Source organism: Paenarthrobacter ureafaciens (genome assembly GCF_004028095.1).
Classification (GTDB): domain Bacteria; phylum Actinomycetota; class Actinomycetes; order Actinomycetales; family Micrococcaceae; genus Arthrobacter; species Arthrobacter ureafaciens.
Map to the genome: position 1 here is coordinate 1,490,245 of NZ_SBHM01000007.1, position 25,134 is coordinate 1,515,378.

Annotated in this window: 28 protein-coding genes and 1 pseudogene; 12 read left to right on the plus strand and 17 right to left on the minus strand. The window is 64.2% G+C overall.

Annotated elements, in window-relative coordinates; genetic code table 11:
- Nucleotides 1-3: 3 nt before the first annotated feature.
- From dhaL to AUR_RS11245, 5 genes are all read left to right on the plus strand, one after another.
- Nucleotides 4-657: a dihydroxyacetone kinase subunit DhaL gene (gene dhaL / locus AUR_RS11225; RefSeq protein ID WP_031216185.1), complete on the plus strand. Its 654-nt coding sequence runs from the start codon at nt 4-6 to the stop codon at nt 655-657.
- Nucleotides 654-1,328 carry a dihydroxyacetone kinase phosphoryl donor subunit DhaM gene (dhaM, locus tag AUR_RS11230; protein WP_021471350.1) on the plus strand — a complete coding sequence of 225 codons (675 nt, stop codon included), beginning with the start codon at nt 654-656 and terminating at the stop codon, nt 1,326-1,328. Before dhaL ends, dhaM begins: the two co-directional genes overlap by 4 nt.
- An 89-nt stretch (nt 1,329-1,417) precedes the next feature.
- Nucleotides 1,418-1,594, plus strand: a complete 177-nt coding sequence (locus AUR_RS11235) for a CsbD family protein (RefSeq protein WP_021471349.1) — start codon at nt 1,418-1,420, stop codon at nt 1,592-1,594.
- Nucleotides 1,595-1,677: 83 nt separating this feature from the next.
- A complete protein-coding gene (locus tag AUR_RS11240; protein WP_021471348.1) occupies nt 1,678-1,938 on the plus strand; it encodes a DUF4235 domain-containing protein in 261 nt (86 codons plus the stop codon).
- Between the two features lie 4 nt (nt 1,939-1,942).
- Nucleotides 1,943-2,305 carry a VOC family protein gene (locus tag AUR_RS11245; RefSeq protein WP_021471347.1) on the plus strand — a complete coding sequence of 121 codons (363 nt, stop codon included), beginning with the start codon at nt 1,943-1,945 and terminating at the stop codon, nt 2,303-2,305.
- A 6-nt stretch (nt 2,306-2,311) separates the two neighbouring features.
- Here the strand turns inward: AUR_RS11245 and AUR_RS20725 are convergent, their stop codons facing one another.
- From AUR_RS20725 to AUR_RS11280, 8 genes are all read right to left on the minus strand, one after another.
- The gene (locus AUR_RS20725) at nt 2,312-2,446 is read right to left on the minus strand and encodes a hypothetical protein (protein WP_277749643.1); all 135 of its coding nucleotides are present in this window, start codon (nt 2,444-2,446) and stop codon (nt 2,312-2,314) included.
- Entirely contained in the window at nt 2,443-3,108 is a 666-nt protein-coding gene (locus AUR_RS11250; RefSeq protein WP_206616243.1) for an SDR family NAD(P)-dependent oxidoreductase, read from the minus strand. The genes AUR_RS20725 and AUR_RS11250 overlap by 4 nt, the downstream gene beginning before the upstream one ends.
- Before the next feature lie 88 nt (nt 3,109-3,196).
- On the minus strand, nt 3,197-5,173 hold the full coding sequence (locus AUR_RS11255; RefSeq protein WP_128397149.1) for an APC family permease: 1,977 nt from the start codon (nt 5,171-5,173) through the stop codon (nt 3,197-3,199).
- A 149-nt stretch (nt 5,174-5,322) separates the two neighbouring features.
- The gene (locus AUR_RS11260; protein ID WP_021471344.1) at nt 5,323-6,003 is read right to left on the minus strand and encodes a response regulator; all 681 of its coding nucleotides are present in this window, start codon (nt 6,001-6,003) and stop codon (nt 5,323-5,325) included.
- Complete coding sequence (locus AUR_RS11265) at nt 6,000-8,588, minus strand: DUF4118 domain-containing protein (protein WP_062094571.1); 2,589 nt, start codon at nt 8,586-8,588, stop codon at nt 6,000-6,002. Before AUR_RS11265 ends, AUR_RS11260 begins: the two co-directional genes overlap by 4 nt.
- Nucleotides 8,589-8,675: 87 nt before the next feature.
- A complete protein-coding gene (locus AUR_RS11270) occupies nt 8,676-9,167 on the minus strand; it encodes a hypothetical protein (RefSeq protein WP_062094573.1) in 492 nt (163 codons plus the stop codon).
- Nucleotides 9,168-9,262: 95 nt separating this feature from the next.
- Nucleotides 9,263-9,745, minus strand: a complete 483-nt coding sequence (locus AUR_RS11275) for a hypothetical protein (RefSeq protein ID WP_062094575.1) — start codon at nt 9,743-9,745, stop codon at nt 9,263-9,265.
- A 32-nt stretch (nt 9,746-9,777) separates the two neighbouring features.
- The gene (locus tag AUR_RS11280) at nt 9,778-10,728 is read right to left on the minus strand and encodes an HhH-GPD family protein (RefSeq protein ID WP_062094576.1); all 951 of its coding nucleotides are present in this window, start codon (nt 10,726-10,728) and stop codon (nt 9,778-9,780) included.
- 127 nt (nt 10,729-10,855) lie between these two features.
- Here AUR_RS11280 and AUR_RS11285 point away from each other — a divergent pair, with 127 nt between their 5' ends.
- Nucleotides 10,856-11,524, plus strand: coding sequence for a hypothetical protein (locus AUR_RS11285; RefSeq protein ID WP_021471339.1), 669 nt, complete (start codon nt 10,856-10,858; stop codon nt 11,522-11,524).
- 16 nt (nt 11,525-11,540) lie between these two features.
- Here the strand turns inward: AUR_RS11285 and disA are convergent, their stop codons facing one another.
- Nucleotides 11,541-12,617, minus strand: a complete 1,077-nt coding sequence (disA, locus tag AUR_RS11290) for a DNA integrity scanning diadenylate cyclase DisA (RefSeq protein ID WP_021471338.1) — start codon at nt 12,615-12,617, stop codon at nt 11,541-11,543.
- 247 nt (nt 12,618-12,864) lie between these two features.
- Nucleotides 12,865-14,280 carry a TrkH family potassium uptake protein gene (locus tag AUR_RS11295; RefSeq protein WP_321171932.1) on the minus strand — a complete coding sequence of 472 codons (1,416 nt, stop codon included), beginning with the start codon at nt 14,278-14,280 and terminating at the stop codon, nt 12,865-12,867.
- A 350-nt stretch (nt 14,281-14,630) separates the two neighbouring features.
- Between AUR_RS11295 and nhaA the strand changes: the two genes are divergently transcribed.
- The 3 genes and pseudogenes from nhaA (at nt 14,631) to AUR_RS11310 (ending at nt 17,377) form a co-directional block, all read left to right on the plus strand.
- Nucleotides 14,631-16,007: a Na+/H+ antiporter NhaA gene (gene nhaA / locus AUR_RS11300; protein WP_062094578.1), complete on the plus strand. Its 1,377-nt coding sequence runs from the start codon at nt 14,631-14,633 to the stop codon at nt 16,005-16,007.
- Between the two features lie 163 nt (nt 16,008-16,170).
- Nucleotides 16,171-16,377: pseudogene (locus AUR_RS20555) on the plus strand (ATP-binding cassette domain-containing protein); the annotation flags it as partial.
- Between the two features lie 247 nt (nt 16,378-16,624).
- On the plus strand, nt 16,625-17,377 hold the full coding sequence (locus AUR_RS11310; RefSeq protein WP_062094579.1) for a hypothetical protein: 753 nt from the start codon (nt 16,625-16,627) through the stop codon (nt 17,375-17,377).
- A gap of 89 nt (nt 17,378-17,466) precedes the next feature.
- On the opposite strand, the gene radA is transcribed toward AUR_RS11310, so the two are convergent.
- The 7 genes from radA to AUR_RS11345 all read right to left on the minus strand — a co-directional run bounded on the left by radA (nt 17,467) and on the right by AUR_RS11345 (nt 22,742).
- Nucleotides 17,467-18,840 (minus strand): DNA repair protein RadA, encoded by a 1,374-nt coding sequence (gene radA / locus AUR_RS11315; protein ID WP_021471333.1) that lies wholly within the window; start codon nt 18,838-18,840, stop codon nt 17,467-17,469.
- Between the two features lie 94 nt (nt 18,841-18,934).
- Complete coding sequence (locus tag AUR_RS11320) at nt 18,935-19,216, minus strand: hypothetical protein (RefSeq protein ID WP_021471332.1); 282 nt, start codon at nt 19,214-19,216, stop codon at nt 18,935-18,937.
- 28 nt (nt 19,217-19,244) lie between these two features.
- Nucleotides 19,245-20,543 (minus strand): Y-family DNA polymerase, encoded by a 1,299-nt coding sequence (locus AUR_RS11325; RefSeq protein WP_179015151.1) that lies wholly within the window; start codon nt 20,541-20,543, stop codon nt 19,245-19,247.
- The gene (locus tag AUR_RS11330; protein ID WP_062094580.1) at nt 20,536-20,967 is read right to left on the minus strand and encodes a LexA family protein; all 432 of its coding nucleotides are present in this window, start codon (nt 20,965-20,967) and stop codon (nt 20,536-20,538) included. Before AUR_RS11330 ends, AUR_RS11325 begins: the two co-directional genes overlap by 8 nt.
- A 127-nt stretch (nt 20,968-21,094) precedes the next feature.
- Nucleotides 21,095-21,580, minus strand: coding sequence for a GNAT family N-acetyltransferase (locus AUR_RS11335; RefSeq protein WP_062098932.1), 486 nt, complete (start codon nt 21,578-21,580; stop codon nt 21,095-21,097).
- 23 nt (nt 21,581-21,603) lie between these two features.
- Nucleotides 21,604-21,957, minus strand: a complete 354-nt coding sequence (locus AUR_RS11340) for an ArsR/SmtB family transcription factor (RefSeq protein ID WP_062094581.1) — start codon at nt 21,955-21,957, stop codon at nt 21,604-21,606.
- A 47-nt stretch (nt 21,958-22,004) separates the two neighbouring features.
- Nucleotides 22,005-22,742 (minus strand): aquaporin, encoded by a 738-nt coding sequence (locus tag AUR_RS11345; protein WP_062094583.1) that lies wholly within the window; start codon nt 22,740-22,742, stop codon nt 22,005-22,007.
- 45 nt (nt 22,743-22,787) lie between these two features.
- Here AUR_RS11345 and AUR_RS11350 point away from each other — a divergent pair, with 45 nt between their 5' ends.
- The 3 genes from AUR_RS11350 to trxB all read left to right on the plus strand — a co-directional run bounded on the left by AUR_RS11350 (nt 22,788) and on the right by trxB (nt 25,080).
- Nucleotides 22,788-23,462: an arsenate reductase/protein-tyrosine-phosphatase family protein gene (locus AUR_RS11350; protein WP_062094585.1), complete on the plus strand. Its 675-nt coding sequence runs from the start codon at nt 22,788-22,790 to the stop codon at nt 23,460-23,462.
- Nucleotides 23,463-23,643: 181 nt separating this feature from the next.
- Complete coding sequence (locus AUR_RS11355) at nt 23,644-24,066, plus strand: arsenate reductase ArsC (RefSeq protein WP_021471325.1); 423 nt, start codon at nt 23,644-23,646, stop codon at nt 24,064-24,066.
- 36 nt (nt 24,067-24,102) lie between these two features.
- Nucleotides 24,103-25,080, plus strand: a complete 978-nt coding sequence (gene trxB / locus AUR_RS11360) for a thioredoxin-disulfide reductase (protein WP_062094593.1) — start codon at nt 24,103-24,105, stop codon at nt 25,078-25,080.
- The last annotated feature ends 54 nt before the right edge of the window (nt 25,081-25,134 follow it).

Below are 25,134 nucleotides of genomic sequence, written 5' to 3' on the forward strand. Positions count from 1 at the left end.
GACGTGGGGTTGGGTGTTGATTGGGCTGTGAAGTGGCTGAATCTCTCAGCTGAGGCCATGGCCGAACATCGTGTGGAACTGATTGAACTTGACCGGGCAATCGGGGACGCGGACCACGGCGAAAATATGGACCGCGGCTTCCAGGCAGTCCTGCAGAAACTCAACGAGTCACCACCGGAAACGGCCGGGGCAGCGTTGAAGGCTGCGGCCATGGCGCTGATGTCCAAGGTGGGCGGCGCCGCAGGGCCGCTTTACGGGACTGCCTACCTCCGTGCCGCCACCTCGCTGGGGGATGCGTCCGAGCTCGACGCCGGAGCAGTGGCGTCCGCCTTGGCGGCTGCCCGTGACGGAGTGGTGGCGCGCGGAAAGGCCGAATTGGGTGACAAGACCATGGTGGACGCCTGGACGCCGGCCGTGGAAGCAGCCCAAAAGGCTGCGGACAACGGCGACGACGCGTTGTCCGCCCTGCAGGCGGCCGCAGAGGCTGCGGAAACAGGTGCCGTGGCAACCGACCCGCTCGTCGCCCGCAAAGGCCGGGCCAGCTACCTGGGTGAACGCAGCGCAGGACACCGGGACCCGGGGGCTGCGTCCACGGCGCTTTTGCTCCGGGCGGCTGCGACGGCGGCGGACGGCGCATCCGGCGGTACCGGCGGATGACGGTTGGGATCGTGGTCGTCTCGCACAGCAGCAAGATCGCTGAGGGTGCGGTTGAGCTGGCCACCCAGATGGCGTCCGACGTCGGACTCGTCGCCGCCGGGGGAACTGACGACGGGCGGATCGGCACCAGCTTCGAGAAGGTGCTGGCCGCCGTCGAGCAGTCCCTTGCCGAAGCCGCAGGCGACGGCGTGGTGGTGCTGACGGATCTGGGTTCGGCGGTGATGACCGCGGAGTCGGTGAAGGAGTTTGCCAGCGAACCGGACGCGGTGCACCTGGCTGACGCGCCCCTTGTCGAGGGACTCGTTGCCGCGGCCGTCGCTGCCCAGGGCGGTGCCGGCGTCGAGGAGGTGCGGAAGGCCGCTGAAGCGGCCGGGGGTGCCGTCGCTGCGCCGGAGGCAGCGGGAGTGCAGGAACCGGACGTAACGGCCGATTTTGAGCTCATCAATCCGCTGGGAATGCACGCCCGGCCTGCTGCGAAGATCGCCGGAGGACTTTCCGGGATGGACGCAGAGGTGACCATCAACGGCGCCGATGGAGCATCGATCATGGAACTCATGACCCTGGCTGCAGGGCAGGGTGCCACGCTCCATGTTGAGGCGCGCGGCGAGGATGCGCAGAAGGCCGTTGACTACGTCCGTGGCTTGGTGGCGGACGGATTCGGCGAACTCTAATTCGCGACATTTTGCGCCAAGAGATTGATAAGTATCCTGATTAGTGATGTTGTAGTAGTACAGGTTCACTACAAGAAAGAGGTGCAAGCATGGGTGCCGATGACAAGATGGAGAACGCTGGCGACAAGATCGCAGGCAAGGCAAAAGAAGCCGCCGGTAAGCTGACCGACAACGAGCGCCTCGAAGCCGAAGGCAAGGGTGATCAGGTCAAGAGCGACCTCAAGGGCGCCGGCGAGAAGGTAAAAGACGCCTTCAAGAAGGACTAATTTTCACATCGTCAGGGCCGCTGTGTCACAGCGGCCCTGACGTGTTTCTACGCATTGACGATCTTGAACCCGAGGGAGATTCCGTGAACTTTCTGGTTAAACTTTTCGGCCTGGTGATCAGCCTCGGAGCCGGTGCGCTTGCGAACAAAACCCTTGAGGGACTTTGGGAGAAGAAAACGGGCAGGCCTGCTCCCAAGGACGGAACCGACCTGGACGATGCACTTCCGGGCGTTCTTGTTTTTGCCGTCGCCTCCGCCGCAGTAGGAGCCGTGGTCCACGTCCTTACCCAGCGAGGTACCAAGAGCGCTATTGAGCGCATGAAGAAAACCGCAGATGAGGTCTAGCGAAATGGCTATAGCGAAGCATCCCAGTGTTGTTATCGATTGCCCGGACGCGCGCGCCCTGGCCAACTTCTATGGCGAGCTGCTGGGTTGGGAAGTGTCCAACGAAGAGGGCGACTGGATGGACATCCGTCCCGCCGACGGCAGCAACTGTATTTCCTTCCAGCAAGTAGACGTCTACCAGGCACCGGTGTGGCCCGGCCAGACCATTCCGCAGCAGATGCACTTCGATGTGGTGGTGGAGGATCTCGACGAGGCTGAAAAAGCCGTCCTGGCGCTGGGAGCCAGCAAGGCCGACCATCAACCGGGCGAGACGTTCCGGGTGTTCCTCGATCCGGCCGGGCATCCGTTCTGCCTCTGCCTCTCCTAGCCGGAATTAGTCCTTTGCCGAACCGGGTTCGCTGAGCCGGCGGCCAAAGGCGGCGCCGGCGGCGTCGGGCAGGATGTTGGAACCCAAACCCATGGTGCGGGACTTGACGGAGCCTCCCAGGGCCGTTCCCTCACCCTTCATGAGGGCCCTGAAACCTTGCTCCGCCACCTGCGCCGCGTCGTCCTTCTCTTCGCTTCCCACTTTGGTGTCCAGGAGGCCTGCCTTCTCGAAGAACGGCGTCTCCGTTGGCCCGGCAGGAGCGTTGTGACGCTGACGCCTGTGTCCTTCAGTTCATTTCGCAGCGCCTGTCCGAAGGATTGAACGAACGACTTGGAAGCCCCGTAGATCGCTTGGAAGGGCGCGGGTGTGCGGGCAATGATCGACGACGTGAACAGGATCCGGCCGCTGCTGCGGGCGGCCATGTCCCTGGCCACCCACTTCGCGATGCTGACGGCGGCGGCGACATTGAGGTCGATGATCCTCAGCTCCTGGGCGAGGTCCGTCTCGATGAAGGGCCCGCCGACGCCGATGCCGGCGTTGATGGCAGCGGCTTCGAGGGGTTTGCCGAACGCACTGACCGCCGTCTGCAGGGTTCCGGAACCGGACCTCTCGGCCAGGTCTATCTGAAGCGGAGTCGGTGTTCCGCCCAAGCCAGCCAGGCTTTCGGCCGCGCTGCGGATGTCCTCTCCGTCGGCCACCATGATGGTGTCGAAGCCGTTGCTGAGGAACTGTTTCGCAAGCTCGTAGCCGATGCCGGAGGAAGCTCCTGTGACCAAGGCCAGGGGATTGTCGCTGGTTTCCATGATTCTAAGGGTACTTAGTATTTGGTGGAATGGCACGGGTGGAGCCGGCCCTTCTTTGCAGCGGTGGAGGCTCCTGACCGGTTCCCGTTCAGCCGACGTGGACCCACGGGCGCTTGCTGACATCGGGAACTGCTTCGCGAAGGACTTCCCGGGTAACGGGTGCAATTTCGCCCTCGCCGAGGACCAGGAACCTGAAGAGATTCGTCAAGGGATTGCCTTCGGTCCAACGGAAGTAAATGTGCGGCATGAGCCCGGTGGCGTCCCTGATGTGGAGAAGGACGGAGGCAATGGTGTTTGGAACCACCGGGCCATGGACTTCGAGGATCTTGTAGCCGTGGCGGGTGACGCCGCGAACGTGGAGTTCTGTTTCGAAATCGGATGAATCGTCCACGATCACTTCGAGGAAGAGGGGATCGTGAGCGAGGGGAAGGTGGCTCACCTCGATGGCCGAAGCGAGCTTATCCCGGTAGGCCGCAGCAGAAACACGCAGCGGCTCGTGGGCGATGAGGGCGATGGGGCCTTCCCAGGTGGTGGACATGAACTCCAGTGCCTGCTCGTCGAGGTGAACCCGGGTGGCATGAAGTTCAAAAGAGCGCCGGACGCGGGAGAGCAGGGAAATCACCACGATGCCCAGGATGAAGATTGCCGCGATCCTGATGCCCTCCGGGCGCTCAATGACATTGGTGATGGTGGTGTAGATGAAAACAGCGGCGATGGCACCAAAGCCCACGGTTCGTTTGGGTTGTTGCTTCCGACGGGCCGACAGCGTGACGGCGACGGCGGCGGAGGTCATGAGGACCAGGACGCCGGTGGCGTAGGCACCGCCCTGGGCGTCGACGTCGGCGTCGAAGATGACCGTGATGAAGAACGCCACGAACGTGAAAACGAGCACCAACGGTCGGACGGCTTTTGCCCAGTCCGGGGCCATGCCGTACCGGGGAAGGTACCTCGGTACCAGGTTCAGCAGACCGGCCATGGCGGAGGCGCCGGCGAACCACAGGATCGCGATGGTGCTGATGTCGTAGACGCTGCCGAAACCGGTCCCCAGGTACTCGTGGGCGAGGTAGGCCATGGCGCGGCCGTTCGCCTCTCCTCCTGCTTGGAATTCGTGCTCCGGGATGAGGACCACGGTGATGAAGCTGGTGGTGAGGAGAAAGCCGCTCATGATCAGCGCGGCACTGGTGAGCATGCGCCGGGTTCCCCTGATGCGGCCTGCCGGGTTGGCTTCGGAGTCCCTGGCATCGCCGCGGACCTGGGGCATCACCGCAACGCCGGTTTCGAATCCGGACAGGCCAAGGGCCAGTTTCGGGAAAACAACCAACGCGACCGCCACGGCCATGAGCGGGTTCCCATGGGAGGTCACCAAGGTGTTCCACCAACCGTTGACGGCCAGCGGATGCGTGAAGACCTGGACCAGGGTCACGGCCACCACCACGGCATTGAGTGCAAGATACAAGGCAACCAGAACGACGGCGACCCCGATTGCTTCCCTGAATCCCCGCAGGAAAACAGCGCCCAGGAGTGCCAGCAGGAACAGGGTGATCAGCACGTTCTGCCCGTGCAACCAGCCGGGAACAACAGGATTCTCAATCAGGTGCGCAGTGGCGTCGGCAGCGGAAAGCGTCATGGTGATCATGAAGTCTGTTGCGGCGAAGCCAAGCAGGACCAGGACCAGTAGCTTGCCGCGCCAGCGGGGCAGCAAACGTTCGAGCATGGCGATGGACCCTTCGCCCCGGTGGCTTTCACCGGCCACGCGCCGGTAGACCGGCAGGGCACCGAGAAGTGTCACGGCGACCAGCACCAAGGTAGCCAGCGGCGAGATGACGCCGGCAGCGAGGGCAGCGATGGCCGGCTGGTAGCCCAAGGTAGAGAAGTAGTCCACACCCGTCAGGCACATGACCTGCCACCACGCATGCTTCCTGGTATGGGCATCGCCCACAGCACCCGGGCCCTGGTGGAGGCCTTTACTGTCCTGCAGCCCGAACAGCAGCCAGTTCTTCAGGGCCTCCCCGCCTTTTGGGCGGAGTGCAGACGGATCTGCCGGGGGCCTGCTCAACGTGGTCATGGATTCCTTTCCGCGTTGCAAGACGTCGGCACCGCGTTCAGTGCGAAGCTAACACCGGCCATGAACTGCGGATCGGGAAAGGAGTTTTTCTTGATAAATCTTTTACGCCCGCCACTTCGGAGTCTCCGCGGGCACGCGCGCGGCCGGTTTCAGGGCTCGAAGCGGTACCCCATCCCGGCCTCGGTGAGCAGATGTTTGGGCCGGGCCGGGTCGCTCTCAAGCTTCCGGCGCAGCTGCCCCATGTAGACGCGCAGATAATGGGTCTCGTCGGCATAGCCCGGCCCCCACACTTTCGCCAGCATCTGCTGTTGGGTGATGAGCTTGCCGGGGTTCCGCACCAGCAGTTCAAGGATCGCCCACTCCCGGGGCGTCAAACGGACCGCGGCTCCGTTCCGAAGCACCTTCCGGTTGGCCAGGTCGACCTCAAAATCCCCGACGTCGACCGTCGGGCCGTGCGCCCCGACGTCGGGGGCCAAACGGCGCCCGGCGACGCGGAGCCGCGCCAGAAGCTCATCGAGTCCGAACGGCTTCGTGACGTAGTCGTCGGCACCGGCATCCAGCGCCCGCACCTTGTCGACGGACCCGTGGCGGGCTGAAAGGACAATGATCGGCGTGATGCTGGTGCGGCGGATCCTGGCGATGACGTCCACGCCGTTGATGTCCGGCAGCCCGAGATCCAGGACGATGACATCGGGCGCGCTGGTTTCGGCGTGGTTCAAAGCTGACAGTCCGTCCAACGCCGTCAACACCCGGTAGCCCTCTGCCTGCAGGTTGATTTGCAGGGCCCGAAGGAGTTGCGGTTCGTCATCCACCACCAGAACGGTCCTCACGATGCGCTCCCCACGGCCCTCTTGGACGGGCCGGTGCTGCCCGGGCCGCTGCTGCCCGGGCCTGTGGAGAGCGGCAACCGGATCACCATCGTCAGGCCGCCACCCGGCGTCGGCTGGGCAATCAGCTCACCGCCCATCGCTTCGGTGAAGCCTTTCGCCACAGCCAAACCCAAACCTATGCCCGAGCCTTCCGGGGCATCATCGAGCCGTTGAAAAGGCTGGAACATCGCCACCACGCCGCCCTCCGCGACGCCTTGGCCGTGATCGACAATCCGGAGCTCGCCGCAGGGCCGGCCATTCACCATGGCAACCCCGGCTGCGCCGGACGCGCCAACAATGACGACGTCGGACCCGGGTGCATATTTCAGCGCGTTCTCAACGATGTTGGCTATCACCCGTTCAAGCATGCCGATGTCCGCCTCGATCACCGGCATGTTGGGGGCGAGCTCTACCCGGATCCCTCCTGAAGGCAGGCCCCGCAAGGCGTCCTCAATGGCATCGCGCCACGTCACCGGGGCGGACAACGGAGTGGCCGAACCGCTGGATATGCGGGACATGTCCAGCAGTCTGGCAATCAGTGAGTCGAGCCGGTCGGCATAGGAATCGATGGTGTCCAGCATCTCCGTCTCCAAGGCTTGGGGCAGCCGCCCTTTTTGCCGCTGCAAGGCCGTGACGGCCAGTTTGATGCCGGCCAGGGGAGTCCGCAGGTCGTGGCTGACGGCCCGCAGGATGGACGTGCGGATGCTGTTGCCCTCAGCCAGTTTCCTGGTGCTTCTGAGCCGGTTGTGAAGCAGCTCCCGCTGGCGCAGCAGGAGAAGATGGGCGCCGTGGGCGGACAGGAGCCGCCGGTCGCTCGCCGTTAAGGTCCGGCCGGACAGCACCAGCGCAGTATGGGGATCAGCCAGCTCGACGGCGTCAGTACCTGGCGTTGCTGCGTCCGGTGAGGGTGGCCTGCTTCCGGAAAAGGCTTGCAGCTGCCAGGGCCGGTCGTTCGCATCGGACGGCCTGGTGAAAAGGCCTGCAGATTGCACCTGGAAGGTCTCCCGGGTCTTGCCGAGGAAGGTTTCCACGGAATCGTCCGATATCAAGGCGTCCCTGGCCAAGCCGGCCAGGGTCCCGGCCTCGGCTTGGGCCCGGGCGGCTTCACGGGTCCTTCGCGTCGAGATGTCCACGAGCAGTGACACCGATACTGCTGCGCAGAGGAATACCAGCAACGCAAAGAAGTTCTGGGGGTTGCTGATGCCCAGCGTCCCTACCGGCTCCGTCTCGAAGTAATTCAACAGCAACGAATCCAGAAGGGCTGCCAGCACTGCCGGCCACAGGCCACCAACGAACGCTACGGTCACTACCCCGGTCAAGTGGATGAGTACGTGCGTGGCGAGGTTCAGATCGGGGACAACTGCCAACACAGCGGTACTCAGGGCCGGCAGGAGGAACGCCAGGATGAATCCCGCGATTGTCCTGGTCCGCCCCAATGAGCCGGACGGGAGCTGCGGGAGGGTCCTCGGCCCGGCCGAACGGGAGACCATGTGAACGTCAATATCTCCCGATCCGCTCACGACCCTGTAGCCCACGTTGCCGCCCAACACACGGCCGGGGAGCCGGCGGTGCGGTACGCCCACCACAATCTGCGTAGCATTCACGCTCCGGGCAAACTCCAGCAAGGACTTTGCAACGTCCTTTCCGACAAGCGTGTGATAGCTGCCGCCCAACTCCTCAACCAGCCGGCGCTGCTCAACCAACAAGCGGGAGTCCGCCGTCGGGTTCTCTCCGGGGCGGGCTACATGGACAGCCAGCAAGTCCCCGCCATTGATCCGGGACAGGATACGGAAAGCCCGCCGGATCAACGCCTCGTCGTCCGGGCCGTTGCCTAGCGCCACCACAACGCGCTCGCGGGCAGGCCACGTCGCAGTGATGCCTTCATTGGCCCGGTATTCAGCCAATCCCTCGTCCACCCTGTCCGCCAGCCAGATCAAGGCGATCTCGCGAAGAGCAGTGAGGTTGCCAAGCCGGAATTCATTGGCTAGGGCAGCGTCCACCATGTCCTGCGGGTAGATGTTCCCGGCCAACAGCCGTTCCTGGAGTAGCTCCGGCGCAATATCAACGAGTTCAATGTGGTCCGCGCGGCGCACAATGTCATCCGGAATGGTTTCCGTTGGCGGTTGTCCAGTTATTGAGGAGACGACGTCGCTCAGCGAAGCCAAGTGCTGGATACTGGCGGTCGACAGCACATCAATCCCGGACGCGAGCAGCAGTTCGATGTCCTGCCACCTATGCGCGAACCGGCTCCCGGGGGAGTTGGAATGGGCGATGTCGTCCACAACAACAATGTCCGGGTGCCGGCTTACCACTGCGTCCACATCCCATTCCGGATCCGGGCCGCCGGAAAGGTCGCCTTGGCGGTGCCCGATGGCCTCGAGACCCAAGACGAGGCCCTGGATGTCGTTCCTCCCGTGATCATCGATGATGCCGACAACAACATCCCGGCCCAGCGCCGCAAGCTGACGGGCTTCCTGGAGCATGGCGAAAGTCTTGCCCACACCAGGCGCCGAGCCCAGAAAAACGCGAAGAGTACCTCTTGCCACACTCACAGTCTTGCACCATCAAACGCTGCCGGCGTAGGACGCCGGAGTCCTCGGGTCAAGAAACCCGGGTGTTCGGGGGGGCAGGCCCTATCCGTCCAGCGGTCGACAGCCCTCGGCCGGCACTTCCACGGGCTTGCCGGCAGGCCTGTGGAAGGAATCCAAATACAGTCTGTAGGAGTCTACGCTGGCGCTCGCGGGCCCGGCTGAGCACTCGCACCTGTAAACGAAACGCATCCAGGCATGACCGACCAGCGCCCGCACCCAGGCTTCGCACTCGTCCGCCGGAATCTCAGCGTGCAGCCCGGTTTCCTCGTGGTGGGCGGCCAGGGAAAGCGTGACGCAGGTCCCGGACGGCGCGGGTCCAGGGGCGAACCAGCCAAGCTCCACAGCTTCTGCAACCAGCGTCAGTTTGATGGTGGCGTCCTCCATGGAAGGGACTGGTCCCAGTCGGTGGAGGCGGCGACCGGAGCGGTGGTCACTCGGCGATGTGAGATCTGTCAGGAGACTCTTCAGCTCCGGCCCATGGGCGCGCTGTATGCGGGCGGCCAATTCCGTTGCGGAGGCAACGCGCGTATCCATGGCTTTTTCCATACTGCGCACGACGCCTCCCAACCGTTACCTACACGCAGGAGCGAGACTACCCGGCGGGGAATTAATTAGCCAGAGCCATGCCACTATTCCTGCCGTAGTCCCGTTTCATCCAGGACGAGGCTGGCCGTCACGACTCTCTGGCACTGCTCACCGAAGGGGAATCCACCCTTGGGGGTGAAGGTCAGCGTCCGTGAAGGAAGAGCAGTTCCTGCCGGCGCGGTGCCGCTCACCGTCGCGTCCAAGGGGGATTCAGCCAACGCCGGCAACTCGAGGAATCCACGCATGGTCCCGTCAGGGGAGGACTTCGCGGAGCACACTCCTTCGGGTGTGCAGCCCTGATCGACGGACACCGAGCCGGGGTACAGCGCCACGTCGCCTTCCGTGCACACTCCGTCCTGGCAGGCTTTGAGGTAGAGCTTGCCCACTGAAGCCGAGTACCCGGACGACACCGCCACTGATACTCCGGCAACTTGCGCCATGGCAGGGCAGGCAACAGGGCCTTCCCAGCAACCGTGCAGCAATCCCACGGTTCCCGCCAGCGTCAACGCCAATGTCATCCTGCCCATGGCTTCAGGGTAGGCGCACACCCCGGCGAGGACTAGGCCGGAAGCCGCAAACCGCCGTCGTGCATTTCTGCCAGACCGTCCTTCAACAGCCCGTCCAGGGCGCGCTCAAGTTGTTCGGGGGCTGAATTGAGCCGGTGCAGCGCGGCCAGCGGGACTCCGACGCCGCTGGGCGCGAACCCGAGATCCGCAGGCGCCTGCTCGAACATCTCGCGCGGAACGGGACCCGCGGCTTCGCGGAGGACGGCCATCACGGCACCGCGGACCTGCCGGTCGGTGCCGTGCCACGCCTGGCCCTTGGGGGTGTACGACGGCGGCGGCTCACCTGCCGCGAGCCACGCGCAGCCGGCGCGGACCGGGCAGTCCACGCACTTGGGATTGCGGGCCGTGCAAACCATCGCGCCAAGCTCCATGGCGGACGCGTTCCAGCGGACGGACAGCCCACGGTCCTCGGGTAGCAGCGCCTCCGCGAGGCGCATTTCCGCCGCCGTCAGGGCCGGTGCCGGGAGGGCCTGCCCGGAGATGAGGCGGGCATGCACCCGCCGGATGTTGGTGTCCACCACAGTTTCCCGTCGACCGAATGCAAAAGCCGCGACGGCGGCTGCGGTGTAGGAACCCACGCCGGGCAAGCCCAGCAGTTCCGCGTAGTTGTCCGGCACCGCACCTTTGTGCTGGTCCCGGATGGCGACGGCGGCGGCGTGCAGTCGGAGGGCCCGGCGCGGGTAGCCGAGCCGGCCCCAGTGGCGGACGGCGTCGCCCGACGGGTGGCCCGCGAGATCCGCGGGAGTTGGCCAACGCTCCATCCAGTCGCGCCAGACAGGGAGCACGCGGACCACAGGGGTTTGTTGGAGCATGACTTCGCTGACCAGGATTCCCCACGGGCTGCAGTCAGGCTCACGCCAGGGAAGGTCGCGGGCATTGGCGTCAAACCACTGGTCCAAAGCCTCGTGGAGCAGCCACAGATGGCCGGTATTTTTCGGTGTCATGCTGCCCTCTACTGTAGTTGACCCGAGGCCTCCCGTTTGGCGGCCGGGGCACCATGGCGGACGTCACATTGCCCGCAGGCGGCGTGGTGGTGAGGTCCCTTGAGGGTCAGCCGCCTAGCCTAGAAATATGGCCACCCAGGGTAAGCAGCAGTCGTCAGCGCGCTCTTCTGCGCCGACGCAAAAGCGGCGCCCAAGCCCGGCCGTGTACCGGCGTCGGCGTCTTGTTGTCCTCATCGGCCTGCTGGTGGTGGTCGCCTTGCTCGTTGCTGGTATTTCAGCCATCACCCGTGCGCTTGCCAGCGGTTCCGAGCCCGAGGCTGTGGCTACACCCTTCCAAACCACGCCGCCGTCCCCGGCTGCTGCTCCGTCCGGCGCGACCGCCACGCCTTCTGCCTCCCCAACGCCCGTTTGCGACTTCAACGGCATGACGGTGGCGGCAAAAACCGACAAGCCGGCATACGGGCCTGAGGAAATGCCGTTGCTCACCATGACCATCACCAACGGCGGATCCGCGCCCTGCGAGGTGAACGTGGGCACGTCCCAAATGGAGTACCTGGTGATGAGCGGATCGGACCGCATCTTCTCCTCCAAGGACTGCCAGACAGGCGGCGTGGACCTCATCAAGACCATCCAGCCAGGCAAGAGCGAAACCGCGAACTTCCCATGGCAACGCAACCGGACACTGGAAGGCTGCGGTGCGATCAACGCCAAGCCGGGCGGGGGCGGTGCGTACTACACGTTCGAGGCGCGGCTGGGAAACAAGACCAGCCCGAAGGCCGTGTTCCAGCTGAACTAGGCCCGTCTCCGGTTGTTTAGAGGAACCTGTCCAGCAGGCTTGCCTCTGCCATGCGGCTCAGGCCTTCACGGACGGTGCGGGCGCGCTGGTCTCCGATGCCGTCCACGGTCATGAGGTCCTCAATGGTGGCTGCCATGAGGTTCTGGAGGCCGCCGAAGTAATCCACCAACCTGTCGGCCACGGCCTTGGGAACGGACTTCAAACCGGACAGAAGCCTGTAGCCGCGCGGCTGGACCACGGCGTCCAGCTGCTCAACGCCACCGGCGAAGCCGATGATGTGGGCGATCTTGCTGAGGTCGATGAGTTCGGTGGGGCCGAGGTTCAGAAGCGCTTGAACGGAGGCCTCAATGTCTTCGGGCGTTGCGTCCGGATCGGCATAATCGCGGATGATGACGTCGATGCCCGGGCCGCGGCCCATGGTGAGTTCCTCCACCTGGAGGGACAGAAGGCGGCCGTCCTCGCCCAGTTCCAACACGTACTGGGCGATTTCCTCGGAGATCCGGCGGACCATTTCCTGGCGCTGCAGCGTCACCGCAACATCCCTGACCGTGACTAAGGCTTCAATTTCCAGGGCCGAAAGCGAGCTGGTGACCTGGTCCAGGCGGGCGCTGTAGCGTTCCAGCGTGGCGAGGGCCTGGTTGGCGCGGGCCAGAACCTTTTCCGAACCCTCCAGAACGTGGCGCAAACCGTTCACGTAGAGGGCGATGATCTGCATTGACTGGCTGACCGAAATGACCGGTACACCGGTCTGGATGGCCACGCGCTCGGCCGTGCGGTGCCTGGTGCCTGATTCCTGGGTTTCGATGCTGGAATCAGGGACCAGCTGGACAGCGGCCTTGATGATGTTGCTGGCGTCCTTGTCACAGACGATTGCGCCGTCCATCTTGGCGAGCTCACGGAGGCGGGTGGGAGAGAACTCAATGCCGATCTCAAACCCGCCCGAGCAGATCGAATCGATGGTGCGGTCCGAGCCCAGTACGATCAACGCGCCGGTACGGCCACGGAGGATGCGTTCCAAACCGTCACGCAGGGGAGTTCCGGGTGCGACTCTGGCCAGAGTCGCCTTGAGCGATTCTTCCGGGCTCCGGGCCATAGGGTTTCCCTTCGAAGGTGCAAGCCACGGCTCACAGACAAGCTGAATCCGGCATCCGGCGGCATGGAACAAAAATGCCCTGATGACGGCTAGCACCATGATATGGCTTCCGGACACCCTTAACCGCACCAGCAAGCCCCAAAGTGGGCCATTTCGTTATGTTTGGGATGGCTCCGAAAGTGGATGGCCGGCGTTGTTTGGGGAGCGCACTTCCTGCCCAAGAGTCTGGACATCGGCTGATGCCACGTCAGCCGATGATCGGTCTTTCTTCGGGGAGTTGGTAGAGACGGGGCCGGTTGGAGAGTGCGAGGGCGGAGGCAACTGTGATGGTCCCGATGCGTCCGGCGAACATGAGTGTGATGAGGACCCATTGGGCGTCCGCGGGCAGGTCGTAGGTGATTCCGGTGCTGACGCCGACGGTGGCGAATGCCGAGATCGCTTCGAAAAGGACCCGGTCCAGGCTGTGGTCGGTGAAGATGAGCAGGAGCAGGGTGCCTGTGATGACGGCGCCGACGCCGAGCAGTGCCACCGATAAGGCCTGGCGTTGCGCCGATGAGCTGATGGAGCGGTGGGCGATGGTGACGTGCTCGCGTCCGCGGATTTCGTTCCAAATGGCGAAGGCCAGGAGAAGGAAAGTGGTGACTTTGATGCCGCCGGCGGTCCCGGCGCTGCCGCCGCCGATGAACATCAGGATGTTAGTGACCATGAGTGTTTCGGGTGATGCGACGCCGTAGTCGATGGTGTTGAACCCGGCGGTGCGCGGGAACACAGTTCCGGCGAACACGGCGAGTAGCTTTCCTCCAGTGGGCAACTGGCCAATGGTCTGATCGCGGTTCCATTCAAAGGTGCCGAAGAGTACTGCACCGAGTATGAGTAGGCCTATGGTGCCGTAGATGGTCAGGCGTAGGTGCACGGACCAGGCTTTGGGTCGGAACCCGTCCTTGTAGAGGGCGATAAGCACCGGGAACCCGAGTCCGCCTGTGATCACAGCGAGGCAGATGGGGACGATGATCCAAGGATCTGAGGCAAATCCCATGAGGTTGTCGCTGTAGAGGGCGAAGCCGGCGTTGTTGAAGGCGGAGATCGCGTGGAAAACCCCATGCCAAAGGGCAGTGCCGGCGTCTGCGTCGTAGGCGAGCCAGAACCTGCCGGCCAGGACCAGTGCGGTGACCGCTTCGACGGTCAGCATAATCCGTGCCACACGGAAGAGGACGGAGCGGACATCACCGAAGTTCAGGGTGTGCGTTTCTGTCTGGGCTACCAGTTGTCCCCTGAGGCCGATTGTCTTGCGGACCAGCAGTGAGAGCAGAGTCGCCAGGGTCATGATCCCGAACCCGCCAACCTGAATTAGTCCCAGGATCACGACATGCCCGAAAGGCGTCCAGTAGCTGGGGGTGTCAACGGTGATCAGGCCCGTGACGCACACCGCCGACACTGACGTGAACAGGGCCGGGAGCCCGGCGTCATCACCTGTAGCTGTCCTGGATATGGGAAGAGTGAGCAGCCCTGTCCCGAGAAGGATGACGGCGAGGAAGGCCAGGGGAACGGACCGGACCGGGTGAAGAGTGGCGCGGGCCAGCTTACCGCTGTGCCGTCCTGCTTCCTTCCACCACTCATCAGTGCTTATGCCAGCGGCTCCGGGTTTCGGTGTTACCTTACGCAACCTCATGTCGCTTCAGCTGACGTGCCGCGTAGGCACCGGGAACTGTCCGGCGGGAGAAAGCCTATGGTCGTGCAAGGTGTCGTGTGCGTGCATTCGGGCGTCGCCTCGTTGTCGTTCCGCTCTGGGCCTGAGCAGCGTAGCACCGGGCTTGGCGACATCCGGGGGAAAAGTCCTCAGCCTTTACGAATCCTTAACGCGTTGGGTGGGAGGGCCAAGAAATGGCAGCAACGGAACGTGCCCCGCGCACTGCCAGCCGTGAGCCCGGCAGCTGCGTCCCGTAGACTTGGATCCAGGTGAGCCGGGAAGTCTGGTCGGCATGGTTACTTGTCGTCTTGCTTTAGGAGCATCCCATGCCTTTGCCACCTGCCGGTGCCCGGCCCTCAATCCTTGGTCGTGGCAGTTATTCGGAATCGTTGCGTATCGGTGCGATCCTCCGGAAAGAGACCGTCGGCGGCGCACTGTTGGTCGTTGCCACCGTGATCGCGTTGGTGTGGGCAAATTCGCCGGCGTCGGAGAGTTACTTTGCACTGCGCGACTTCAAGATCGGTTACGAACCGTGGCATCTTGAGTTGAGCCTGGGCGCCTGGGCGGCCGATGGGTTGCTGGCGATCTTCTTCTTCTTGGTCGGTCTTGAGCTTAAGCGCGAGTTTGTTGCCGGCGACCTGCGGGAGTTCAGTAAGTCCGTCGTCCCGATCACTGCGGCGGTCGGCGGCGTGGTGGTACCAGCTCTTATCTATGCCCTCGTCAACGCAGCCAGCCCGGAAACGCTGCCTGGATGGGCGATCCCAACGGCAACAGACATCGCCTTTGCGGTCGCCGTCTTGGCGATCATCGGTTCCCACCTTCCCGGCGCTTTGCGGATATTCCTGCTGACCTTGGCCGTGGTCGATGACCTGATCGCCATCACCATCATCGCTGTCTTTTACTCCACCGACATCCAACCGGCCCCGTTGTTTATGGCACTCATACCACTTGGGGTCTACGCGTTCCTGGCGCAGAAGTACCGTCGATTCTTCGGCACCAGAGCTGCCGCTGCGTGGCTGATCCTGCTGCCTCTGGGCGTTGTGACTTGGGCGCTTGTCCATGCCTCGGGAATCCACGCCACAGTCGCTGGTGTTTTGCTGGGCTTGGCCGTACCGGTCATCCGCTCCAAAGCAAGCGGCGGCCCAACCGCCGGTCCGGGGTTGTCCGAGATCTTCGAACACCGCTTCCGGCCCATCTCCGCCGGTATCGCTGTGCCGGTCTTCGCTTTCTTCTCCGCAGGGGTGGCCCTGGGAGGATGGGACGGACTGGCATCGGCCATGACTGACCCGGTCGCTGCGGGCATCATAATCGCCTTGGTGGTCGGAAAACCCGTCGGGATCCTGACGACTACATGGCTCCTGACCAAAGCCACCCGGGCCGCACTGGACAAGTCACTGGCGTGGATCGATGTGCTGGGCGTGTCGATGCTGGCGGGGATTGGGTTCACTGTCTCCTTACTGGTTGCAGAGCTAAGCTTCGGGCAGGGCAATCCCCATGATGACCACGCGAAAGTTGCGATCCTTGCCGCATCCCTCGTGGCAGCGCTGCTCGCTGCGGCAGTGCTCAGCACCCGAAACCGCCACTACCGCATGGCTGAAGCCGAAGAAACAGCTGACGCCAACAATGACGGCATCCCCGACGTCTACCAGCAAGACAAACCACAGAACAACCCTGGTGGCGCCGCTAACCAGCCAAAACCGTGACCTTTTTAGTGCCTGGGCCGGCTCTTCCGCGCGTTGTACGGCGATTGTAGTATGTCGCTTGGAGAGCCGGGAAGCCTGGTCGGCCCACACGCGTGACGGCGTGCGGTTCGCTGCGGCTACCGCCGGGGCGTGATCACTGCGACCCAAAGGAACGTGTCCGGCCATGCGCACACATCCCTCTTCTGTCATCCAGATTTCCCGTCTCGTCAAGAACTTCGGCAGTACCGTTGCCCTTTCAGGGCTGGAGCTGTCCGTCCGTGCCGGCGAGGTTCACGGCTTCCTCGGTCCCAACGGCGCGGGAAAATCGACGACCCTTCGCATCCTCCTCGGGTTGATCCGATCTGATGCGTGGTGCGGGGGACGCCCTTGGCACCCCGGATCAGTCCATGTTGCGCGTTGTCCCAGGGTGGCCCTCGCTGTTCTCACCCATCGGCTGGGGCCAACGTATCCGTCCTTATACGGATACAGACCTGTCTCCCTTGCTAGTTCTCACTGGCGCCGCACTGGTTTTGGCGGCAGTTGCCGTGACACTCAGAAAAGGCAGGGACCTGGGGGACAGCTACATCCACGCACGAGATAACGGTCCCGAACGCGCAGGGCCGGGCATAAGGTCCGTGATGGGCCTTGCATGGCGGCTCCAGCGGGGAACACTGGTTGGGTGGTGCTTCACGGCGGCCGTGCTGGGTCTGGTGGCCGGAGCGCTGGGGCCGGTGATCAGGGACGCCCTCGTAGGAAACCCCTCAATCGCCGAGCTGATATCCCGGCTAGTCCCCGTCAAAGCCAACATGATCGACCTGTTCACCACCGCCATGCTTGGCCTTGGTGGTGTGATGGCAGCTGCCGCCGGTATCCAGGCCGTGCTCCGGCTTCGGGTTGAAGAAGTCGAAGGGCGGGCCGAACTGCTGCTGTCAGTGCCCACACCACGCATCCGCTGGCTTACAGGCACCTTGGCCGTCGCAGCGCTCTCCACTGCCGCCATTCCTGTCATCACCGGGGCTGTGGCTGCCACAGTGCTTGCGGTCTCACAAGCAGGCGGGAGCAGCCCGGACATAGTGGTGGCCGCGTCCCTGGCGCACGTCCCTGCAGCACTGGTGTTCCCAGCGCTCACCGCGCTCGTGTTCGCCTTCACGCCCCGCTTATCCAGCCCCGTCGGGTGGGCGGCACTGGGGGTCGCGCTCGTCCTCGCACAGTTCGGCGAACTTCTCGGCCTGCCCGCCTGGCTCCGGGACCTTAGCCCGTTCAGGCATTCCTCGGCCATGCCGGTCGAAACTTTCAACCTCCAGGGCGCCCTGCTTATGTCCGGTACGGCCCTCATAGTGGCTGCGCTCGCGGGCCGCGCTATCTACCGCAGAGACCTCGCCGTCCCATAAGAGGCTTTATTGTTCGCAGTGCAGATCGTCCACGGACGATCTGCACTGCGGCGCGTTCAAGGCCGTACCGCGCAGCTCGGTAGCACAGCTTAGGTGATCAGCAGTTCCAGCGCCTCCGCAAGATGCCCAACCTCACGCACCGAGAAGCCTTCGGGGATGACCCCGGCTCCCGCAGGACTGGCCGGAACGATCGCGTGCGTGAAGCCGAGCCGATGGGCTTCCTGGATCCGCTGGTTGATCCCGGGCACAGGACGGACTTCACCGGCCAGCCCCACTTCGCCAAAGGCGATCAGACGCTGTGGGAGGGCCTTGCGGGACTTGGCGGATGCGACAGCGAGGGCCACCGCCAAGTCCGTTGCGGGTTCGCTCAGTTTCACCCCGCCGACTGTCGCCACATACGAATCATCCTTATGCAGCATGCATCCGGCCCGCTGCTGGAGCACGGCCAGCAGCATGGCAACGCGGGAACTCTCCAAGCCGCTGGTGGCCCGCCGCGGCTGGGCGTTGGCGCTGTCCGCCAAGAGCGACTGCACCTCTGCAAGGAGAGGGCGGCGCCCCTCCATAGTGACCGTGATGCAGGTACCCGAGACGGGTTCGCGGGTCCGCGAAACGAACAGCCCGCTCGGATCAGCCAGTCCTTCGATTCCGGCCTCGTTCAGGTCGAAGCAGCCGACGTCGTCCGTGGCGCCGTAGCGGTTCTTGACGGCGCGAAGCAAGCGAAGCCGTGAGTGGCGCTCGCCTTCGAACTGGCACACAACATCCACCAGGTGTTCAAGGAGCCGCGGCCCGGCAATGTTTCCGTCCTTGGTGACGTGGCCAACCAGAAGAGTGGTCATGTTGCGGCGTTTGGCAGCGGCGATGATTGAAGCCGCGACTTCGCGCACCTGGGAAACACCGCCAGCGCTGCCTTCGACGTCGGCACTGCTCAACGTCTGCACCGAGTCCACGATGAGGAGTTTGGGTTCCAGCTTTTCCACCTGGCCAAGCGCCTGGCCCAGATCCGTCTCTGCCGACAGGTAAAGGGTGTGCGCCACCGCATCGATCCGCTCGGCCCTCAACTTCACCTGTGCAGCGGACTCTTCACCCGTGATGTAGAGGACGTCCTGCCCGGTGCGGGCAAACTTCGCGGCGACGTCCAGCAGGAGGGTGGACTTCCCGACGCCGGGTTCCCCGGCGAGCAGGATGACGGCGCCGGGGACCAGCCCTCCTCCCAGGACGCGGTCGAGTTCGTCCACGCCTGTGGGCAGGAACGCTGCGGTTGTCCCGTCTACCTCAGCGATCCGGCGGGCCGGCTCCAGCACTGTAGCCGCCGCCGTCGTACGCGCAACCGTGGCGCCGTACTCCTCGACGGTTCCCCAGGCCTGGCACTCGCCGCACCGACCCACCCATTTGATGGCCGTCCAGCCGCATTCGGCGCATTTGTAAGCGGGTGTCTTGGAAGCACGGGACGTCTTGGAAGCCATGCGTTCAAGGTTAGCCGGGGGGACTGACAGGATAAGGCAGCGATCTGTTCCCGGGGTTGTTCCGGCACGGCGGCGCGGCACGGATCATAGGGCATCAGCTGATTGATTCGAGCCGCCAAGCGACGTCCAGCGGCTCCCGGCGAAGTGTGAAAGTCCGCAGTTCCGCCCCTGCCGTGGGGAGTTTGGCTTGGACTTGCCAGTGCTCGCGCGGGGTGTCACCTGCGGAGTCCTGCGTAAACCAGTGGTCGGCGTGGATGTCCGGGTCCACCATCCAGATCACTCCGTCATGGCGGATGGCCATCGGGGTGCCGCCGGGGCTGAACCGGACAGCGACCTCATGGAGTGTGCAGTTCGGGTGTTCGGGAGCCAGGGTCATGGGGGCTTCTTTCTACTTGTCAGCAGGGTCAGGCGGCTTTGACGAGGGGGAGTTCGTCCCAGTGGGTGGTGTATCTGGGGGAGAGCATGTCGCGTTTCATGGTCCAGTCGGGTCCGCCGCGGATGCCTGCGTGCCCGAGGCCGATTGTTCCGCGTCCATAGCGTTTGGAGACGTCCTCGAGCAGGGTCCCGATGCCGCGTTCTTCGTGGGGATTTTGGAACAGTTCCAGCGGCTTCTGGTTCCCGGTGGGACGCAGGTCGGTGACCATGATTCCCGCCCGCACGTACTTCACGTTTTCGTGGATCTGGGGGAGCAGTGCATGGGCGGCCCTGGTGAGCAGCACGGGGTCGGCGGTTGGTGCGGGCAGGGTCAGGCAGACCGACGGGAAGGATTTCTCGTTGGGGTTGAAGTGGGACGTAGCGGCGAACGCGGTCAGGACCTTGGCCTGCAGGTCGTGTTTGGCCAGGCGTGCAGAGGCCATCTGGGCGTAGACGCTCATGACCTGCCGCAACCCTGCCGCCGTGGTGATCGGCGTGGAGAAGGAACGGGAGAAGATCAGTTGGTCCCTGCCGACGCGTTCCTCTTCCATGGGGATGCATGGTGTGCCTTGCAGTTCCAGGACGGTGCGCATCATGACGATGGAGAATCTGTCCCGGATCGCCACGGGGTTCGCCCGGGCCAGATCCAGAATCGAAAAGATGCCCATCGCGTTCAGGCGCTTGGTGAGCCGGGTGGCGACTCCCCAAATTTCGATCACGGAAAGCCGCCCCATCAGCGCCTCGCGCTGTTCCGCGGGTACTGATTCCCACCTGCATACGCCGCGGAAGGCCGGATTGTGCTTGGCCCATTTGTTGCACAGCTTGGCCAGGGTCTTGGTGGGGGCTATGCCGACACAGACGGGCACGCCGACGTGCCGCCGGCAGGCCGTACGAATGGTCCGGCCCAACTCCAGCAGTTGCTCCGGTTCGCCTTTGACGCCCAGGAATGCTTCGTCGATTGAGTAGACCTCCAACCAGGCCGAGTAGCGGCCCAGCAATTCCATGACCCGGGCGGAGATGTCGCCGTAGAGTTCGTAGTTGCTGGAGAGGGCCACCAGACCCCATTCCTTGGCGCGGGGCCGGAGTTTGAACCACGGCTCGCCGAGGCCGATTCCCAGCTTCTTGGCTTCAGGGGAACGGGTGACGGCGCAGCCGTCATTGTTGGAGAGCACGATTACCGGTTTGCCTTCCAGGGAAGGGTTGAAGGCGCGCTCGGCCGAAGCGTAGAAGCAGTTAACGTCCACGTGCGCGATTTCCTGCATCCGGCGCATTAGTGCTGGCCTAGACATGGTGCAGGCACCTCGTGGCCACGCCCCAGATGGTGAGTTCGGACAGCGCCGGAACCACGATGTCCGGAAAACGGGGATTGTCCGCCTGCAAAAGCACGGCCGTGGGAGTGATCCGGAGCCGCTTGATGGTCAATTCCCCGTCAAGCACCGCGATCACCACGGAGCCGTCCTTCGGTTCCAAGGCACGGTTGACGATCAGCTCGTCCCCGTCACTGATCCCGGCCTGCTCCATCGACTGCCCGGTGACCCGGACGATGAATGTGCTGGTCACATCTTTGATCAGGTGCTCGTTGAGGTCGATCCGGCCCTCAAAGTAGTCCTGCGCCGGCGAGGGATAACCGGCGGCCACCGCGACCGGCGCCACCAGGATCCTCACCAGAGACAGTCCCGCATCTATCACGCGGGGGCCAACTATCACGCCCACAACACACCTTTTATTCGAATTTATGTTCGAATTAACTGTACTGCAGGCGGCCGACAAAATAGCTTCTTAATCGAACGCATCCGAGGCGACTCTTCGCCGTGGCCCGGCCGGCAGTGCTACGAGGCCATCAGATCAGTGCGGAACGCCGTTCGATGAGGAGTGTGTCGCGCCATTGCCCGGCGAGTGGACCGTGCGGCATGCGGGCGATGCGATTGCGGCGTCCGACTACTGTGAAGCCGTGGGTCTGGTGGAGTTTGAGGCTGGGTTCGTTTTCGGGGAAGACGCTGGATTGAATAGTCCAGATCCCTGCGCTCTCGGTGGAGGCGATCAGTGCCTGGAGCAGGGCGGCGCCGATGCCCTGACCGTGGGCGTCCGTGCTGACGTAGATGGAGTGTTCGACCGCTCCGGCGTATGCGGTCCGGGATGACACCGGCGTGACGGCTGCCCAGCCCAGAGCGGCCCGGCCTGGTAGGCCGGCGACGTGGCGGTGGCCGGGGAGCCGCGTGGTGTTGAACGCCTCCCAGTCGGGGGCGGTGGATTCGAACGTGGCGTGGCCGCCGTCGATCCCTTCCTGGTAGATCCTTCGCACCGCGGGCCAGTCCCCGGGCTGCATTGCCCTGATCGGCGCTGCGGGGCTCACAGCGTGGCGAGCGTCGCGGCGACCTCATCGAGGGCGCCGGGGACGAGGGAGAAGTAGGCCCACGTGCCGCGCTTCTCCCGGTGCAGCAGCCCGGCCTCTACCAGCACTTTGAGGTGGTGGGACACGGTAGGTTGGCTCAGTTCCAGCGGCCCGGGGAGGTCGCATACGCACGCTTCGCCGGTGGATGAGGCCTTGACGATGGAGAGCAGCCGGAGCCGGTTCGGGTCGGCCAGGGCCTTGAAGACCATGGCCCGCTGCTTGGCTTCCTCGGCATCGAGGGCAGCAGCATCGGGGGCGCAGCAGCCACGGTCGGCGGTAGTATCCGGTTCGAGGGTCAGCGGAGAAGTCATCTCCCCATTATGCCCGAATATTGACAAGCATCAATATCAAGTTGCGGTCAGGCCGTCTCTTTGGCGGGGTGCGGAACGACGACGTCGTCCGCGGCACTCCCAGCCGCGGGGAACAGGGCCAGTAGTAGGCCCAGGCCCAGTGCGGCGCCAGTGATCTGGGCGAGGATGAAGCCGGGAACGGAGACCGGGGCGATGCCTGCGAAGGTATCGGTGAAAATCCGGCCGATGGTCACGGCTGGGTTCGCGAACGAGGTCGAGGACGTGAACCAGTATGCGGCCCCGATGTATGCCCCGACCGCCGGGGCGGCCAGCAGTCCGCGGTTTGTGCGGGCCAGGGAGAAGATGAGAAGGATGAGCCCGGCGGTGGCGACGGCTTCAGCGACCAGGTGCCCGGGCGTGGTGCGGTCCTTGGTTGAGGTCGAGGTCCCGAGGTCGAACATCACGTTGGCCAGGACGCTGCCGCCGATCGCACCAGCGACTTGCGCCACTGCGTAGGTGCCGAGTTCGGTCAGGTTCAGTCCGGTGCCATGGCGCCGGCCCAGGAACCAGTCCGCCGCGGAAACGACCGGGTTGAAGTGCGCCCCGCTGACGGGGCCGAACACCAGGATCAGCACCGTGAGCCCCAGCACCGTGGCGGTGCTGTTTTCCAGCAACTGCAGGCCGACGTCGTTCGGGGACAACTGCTGCGCGGCGATCCCGGACCCGACCACGACGGCGACAAGCAGGCAGGTGCCGATCAGTTCGGCCAAGGCGCGGCGCCACAATGGCGGCTGCTGTGAAGTCATGCCACAAGCTTGACCGGGAAAATTATCTCAGTCAAGATTGAACCAATGAAAACTGAGCGAACCACCTTCGACGTTCGGCTAGCGAAGCATGCGGCCCTGGCCGACGCTGCCCGGCTGCGGATCGTGGATCTGCTCACCTTGGGTGACTACTCGCCCAGCGAACTGCAGGCCGAGCTTCGCATCCCCTCCAACCTGCTCTCCCACCACCTGCGCACCCTCGAGGTTGCAGGCCTGGTCGGGCGGCACCGCTCCGAAGCAGACAAGCGCCGCAGCTACCTCAGCCTCACCCCTGGCTCCCTGGATGGTCTCACTCCCGGTGTCGGGCATGCCGTGCGCCGGGTGTTGTTCGTGTGCACCCACAACAGTGCCCGCTCCCAACTGGCTACCGCCCTCTGGCGGCAGGCCAGCGATATCCCGGCCGCTTCCGCGGGCACCCACCCCGCCGAACGCATCGCTCCCGGGGCCATCGAGATCGCGGCCCGGCATGGGCTGGACCTCGGCCACCGTGCTCCGCAGCACCTGGATGACGTCGCCGACGGGCGCGACTTCATCATCACCGTTTGCGACAGTGCCCACGAAGAGCTCGCCGCCCCGCCAAGCAATATTCACTGGTCCGTTCCGGACCCCGTCCGGTCCGGCACCCCCGCCGCTTTCGAGCACGCCTACCAGGACATCACCCGCCGAATCAGCGACCTCGCCCCACGTTTGCACGCCGCCTGAACACCCACGCCAACCACCCAAACGCCGGGGCCAAACCTCGCCTCATCTAAATATTGACAATCATCAATGTTTTGGGAAATACTCCCTACATCGACGAACATCAATATCTGGAGGGTGTGGGTTGCGGCCCCGAATAGCCAAGCCGAACAGCTCACCCAACCCAAACCCAGGAGAACTCCTTATGAGCACCGAAACCGTCAAGAAGCCGTCCGTTCTGTTCGTCTGCGTCCACAACGCCGGCCGGTCCCAGATGGCCGCAGCGTTCCTGACCACTCTGGCGCACGGCGCGATCGAGGTCCGCTCCGCCGGTTCCCAGCCTGCGGACAAGGTCAACCCCGCAGCCGTCGAGGCCATGGCCGAACTCGGCATCGACATGTCCGCCGAGATCCCGAAGGTCCTGACCACCGAGGCCGTGCAGGCCTCGGACGTTGTGATCACGATGGGCTGCGGGGACGAATGCCCGTACTTCCCCGGCAAGCGCTACGAGGACTGGGTCCTGGAAGACCCGGCAGGGCAGGGTGTGGAGGCGGTCCGTCCGATCCGGGACGAGATCAAGAGCCGCATCGAGGACCTGATCGCTTCCCTGATCCCAGCCGCCAAATAACCCGGCCCTTCCAGTCTCTCTCTTAGGAGCAGTTTCGTGAGCACCGAACAACTGATCATCATCGGCTCCGGCCCTGCCGGGTACACCGCAGCCATTTACGCCGCCGGCGCCGGCCTCAAGCCTTTGGTCCTGGCCGGGTCCGTCACCGCCGGCGGGGCGCTGATGAACACCACCGAGGTGGAGAACTTCCCGGGCTTCCCAGGCGGGATCCAAGGCCCCGAACTGATGGACGGTCTGCAGGAACAGGCTGAGAAGTTTGGTGCGCAGGTGGTGTTCGACGACGTCACCGAAGTTGATCTCACCGGTCACCTTAAGCGCGTGGTCACGGGCGCCGGCGAGACGCATGAGGCCCCGGCTGTCATCCTCGCGACTGGCTCGGCTTATAAGGAACTCGGCCTGGCCGAAGAGAAGAAACTGTCCGGTCACGGGGTGTCCTGGTGCGCCACCTGCGACGGGTTCTTCTTCAAGGACCAGGACATCATCGTCGTCGGGGGCGGGGACTCGGCCATGGAAGAAGCGACGTTCCTGACCCGCTTCGCCAAGTCCGTCACCGTCGTGGTCCGCAAGGACGAACTCCGGGCCTCCCGGATTATGGCCCAGCGCGCCAAGGACAACCCCAAGATCAGTTTCGCCTTCAATTCCGCCATCACCGCCATCCACGGCGACACCAAGGTCACCGGTGTCACCTTGACTGACACCCGCACCGGGGAAACCCGCCACCAGGACGCGACCGGGATCTTCGTCGCGATCGGTCACCTGCCCCGCACCGAACTGGTTACCGGACAGGTCGAGCTGGACAACGAGGGCTACATCAAGGTTGACTCACCCACCACGCTCACCAACCTCTCCGGTGTTTTCGCCTGCGGGGACGCCGTGGACCACCGCTACCGGCAGGCCATCACCGCCGCCGGCACAGGATGCGCGGCAGCATTGGACGCCGAACGCTACCTCGCCGCGCTGGAGGACGCAGACAGCATCGCCACCGCCCTGGTCGAAGAACCCACCCACGCCTAAGCACACGATCAGGGGGTGAACTGGATGCCCCCGCCGGACCGGCAGGCACCCCGA

Excerpts from the sequence above, each read along its gene's own strand:
- dhaM (WP_021471350.1), top strand. The coding sequence starts at position 654 with ATGACGGTTGGGATCGTGGTCGTCTCGCACAGCAGCAAGATCGCTGAG.
- AUR_RS11235 (WP_021471349.1), top strand. The coding sequence starts at position 1,418 with ATGGGTGCCGATGACAAGATGGAGAACGCTGGCGACAAGATCGCAGGC.
- AUR_RS11245 (WP_021471347.1), top strand. The coding sequence starts at position 1,943 with ATGGCTATAGCGAAGCATCCCAGTGTTGTTATCGATTGCCCGGACGCG.
- AUR_RS20725 (WP_277749643.1), bottom strand. The coding sequence starts at position 2,446 with ATGAAGGGTGAGGGAACGGCCCTGGGAGGCTCCGTCAAGTCCCGCACC.
- AUR_RS11250 (WP_206616243.1), bottom strand. The coding sequence starts at position 3,108 with ATGGAAACCAGCGACAATCCCCTGGCCTTGGTCACAGGAGCTTCCTCC.
- AUR_RS11255 (WP_128397149.1), bottom strand. The coding sequence starts at position 5,173 with ATGACCACGTTGAGCAGGCCCCCGGCAGATCCGTCTGCACTCCGCCCA.
- AUR_RS11270 (WP_062094573.1), bottom strand. The coding sequence starts at position 9,167 with ATGGATACGCGCGTTGCCTCCGCAACGGAATTGGCCGCCCGCATACAG.
- AUR_RS11275 (WP_062094575.1), bottom strand. The coding sequence starts at position 9,745 with ATGGGCAGGATGACATTGGCGTTGACGCTGGCGGGAACCGTGGGATTG.
- AUR_RS11280 (WP_062094576.1), bottom strand. The coding sequence starts at position 10,728 with ATGACACCGAAAAATACCGGCCATCTGTGGCTGCTCCACGAGGCTTTG.
- AUR_RS11285 (WP_021471339.1), top strand. The coding sequence starts at position 10,856 with ATGGCCACCCAGGGTAAGCAGCAGTCGTCAGCGCGCTCTTCTGCGCCG.
- disA (WP_021471338.1), bottom strand. The coding sequence starts at position 12,617 with ATGGCCCGGAGCCCGGAAGAATCGCTCAAGGCGACTCTGGCCAGAGTC.
- nhaA (WP_062094578.1), top strand. The coding sequence starts at position 14,631 with ATGCCTTTGCCACCTGCCGGTGCCCGGCCCTCAATCCTTGGTCGTGGC.
- AUR_RS11310 (WP_062094579.1), top strand. The coding sequence starts at position 16,625 with ATGGGCCTTGCATGGCGGCTCCAGCGGGGAACACTGGTTGGGTGGTGC.
- radA (WP_021471333.1), bottom strand. The coding sequence starts at position 18,840 with ATGGCTTCCAAGACGTCCCGTGCTTCCAAGACACCCGCTTACAAATGC.
- AUR_RS11320 (WP_021471332.1), bottom strand. The coding sequence starts at position 19,216 with ATGACCCTGGCTCCCGAACACCCGAACTGCACACTCCATGAGGTCGCT.
- AUR_RS11325 (WP_179015151.1), bottom strand. The coding sequence starts at position 20,543 with ATGTCTAGGCCAGCACTAATGCGCCGGATGCAGGAAATCGCGCACGTG.
- AUR_RS11335 (WP_062098932.1), bottom strand. The coding sequence starts at position 21,580 with ATGCAGCCCGGGGACTGGCCCGCGGTGCGAAGGATCTACCAGGAAGGG.
- AUR_RS11340 (WP_062094581.1), bottom strand. The coding sequence starts at position 21,957 with ATGACTTCTCCGCTGACCCTCGAACCGGATACTACCGCCGACCGTGGC.
- AUR_RS11345 (WP_062094583.1), bottom strand. The coding sequence starts at position 22,742 with ATGACTTCACAGCAGCCGCCATTGTGGCGCCGCGCCTTGGCCGAACTG.
- AUR_RS11350 (WP_062094585.1), top strand. The coding sequence starts at position 22,788 with ATGAAAACTGAGCGAACCACCTTCGACGTTCGGCTAGCGAAGCATGCG.
- AUR_RS11355 (WP_021471325.1), top strand. The coding sequence starts at position 23,644 with ATGAGCACCGAAACCGTCAAGAAGCCGTCCGTTCTGTTCGTCTGCGTC.